We start from the raw sequence: 1,745 nt of genomic DNA, 5'->3' as shown, positions 1-1,745 counted from the left end.
GTCTGTGTCAAGAGTTTGTAGGTAAAAAATTTTTTAAGCTGACCTCACCACTATTGTAAGTCCAGGTGACATAAATTTGATGTATTATATTGCCATTTTTGCAAAATAATTACTGCATAAGTTGACAATTATCCATTATGCCTCTCACTACTTAATTCAAATCTATTCCCAACATTTGCCAAATACTTTCTTCTAAATCATTGCCGAAAAGTTGGGACGGCTTAATTCCTTAAGCACATATTTTATCCATGGCTTGCTCGCGTAGGGCCCATTTAAAATTGGCAGCGAAACCTTCAGCCACTTTTCTATGTCTTCTACTTTTGCTTTCTTTTTCTCCTTCGTTTGAGCTATCTCCGTTACTATCTCTTTTATCTTTTTCTGTTTCATGGGCCAACGCATGGCGTATTCTTCTAACTTGCCATTTGCTTTCTCTGCCAAAATCCGCGCCATCCTGTCTGCTCCAGATTCACTCCACCTCGCTCCTCGACGCTTCATTCGTCTCGCTACGTTATGTTGTATCTGCCCTTCTATCGTTCCAAGCCTTTCAGCTCCCGGTGAATTCACTATCCCTTCCCAGTTATCCTTAAGATATCCCAATAATTTCAGTACCCTTTTCTTCCGTTCCCCTCGAGTCCTTACCGCCGCTTCCTTTAATATCTCCTGGGTATCTTCAAAATTTCCCTCGTGTATAGCTTCGCATACTTTACTGTAAGTTTCTTCATCATACCAAAGGGCTTCTATTAAGTTCTTGCTGAGATGATACGGGTCTAGCCTGTATCTTGCTCCGGGGAAGTATTCTAACCCCTGTTTTACCCCTTTCTCTCCATCTCCTCCTATGTTTATCTCTTCTATGCGATTTATAGCCCATATCTCTCCAGTTTTCGCATACGTTTCCTCCCACATTACTGGCCATTCCCTCATGCCGCTTATTACTACTTTGTTTTCTAGTTCTTTTCTCCCTTTCTTAATTTCTCTTTTCCCTTCGTAGGCTACTAAGTGCTTTATCTCGCCTTTCTTTTTCTCCGCTCTTTGTAAGTTTACTATTACTCCGTCTCCTTCTATATTTACCACTTTCGCTTCCTTTTCTCCTTTGGGGCTCTCTCCTCGCTCAAATACCGCTTTCCTCTTTTCTTCGCTGTCTTGTTGTATCTCTATACCAATTTCTTCTTTTGCTTTCCATACTGTCATGAAGCTCATCGTTGGGAAAAGCTGGCTTAGTATGTCCGCTGCACGCCTGAATGACATTTCTGTGCTTAGTTTTACTGCTATTTCCCTTAATCTTGGGGTTATCTTCGCATGGGAGGGGAATCCCAGTAGTTCGTCCAGAAAAAATTTCGTTTCTCCTGTTTTTGTGTTCCTGTAAAGCCTCCTCTTGTAGGTAAATTCGCCAAGTGTGCTAACTACCTGTTTTTCCCTAAAGCCTATTACTTCCCACGTCTCTCGATCCCTGCTGTTCATTAAATTTAGGTCTAGTTGTTCTAATGTCCATATCAGCATTTGACTGCTCACCTTTTGAGATAGCTCACTTATCCCTTTTTCAAGTTCATAAAAGTCCTTGCTTTCCGCTAAAATTTTTGTTAAACCATTGTGTAGAAGAAGGATTGAGCCTACCAGGTGTCGAATATTTAGCATAAGACCTCACACTCCTTTTTATGATTTGGTGTTGTTTGGGGTGGCGAGGTCTTTTTTTCTACGTTTCTATGCCTTTTCCCTTCTTTTCCTACCTACTTAAATTTTACACTGCC

Annotated in this window: 1 protein-coding gene; it reads right to left on the bottom strand. The window is 41.0% G+C overall.

Features of this window, described 5'->3' with window-relative positions:
• Positions 1 to 192: 192 nt before the first annotated feature.
• The gene (locus AN618_RS12305) at positions 193 to 1,632 is read right to left on the bottom strand and encodes an ISLre2 family transposase (RefSeq protein ID WP_066355632.1); all 1,440 of its coding nucleotides are present in this window, start codon (positions 1,630 to 1,632) and stop codon (positions 193 to 195) included.
• Between the last annotated feature and the right edge of the window lie 113 nt (positions 1,633 to 1,745).

Source organism: Fervidicola ferrireducens (assembly GCF_001562425.1).
GTDB lineage: Bacteria > Bacillota > Thermosediminibacteria > Thermosediminibacterales > Thermosediminibacteraceae > Fervidicola > Fervidicola ferrireducens.
This window is presented reverse-complemented; position numbering and strand designations above follow the sequence as displayed.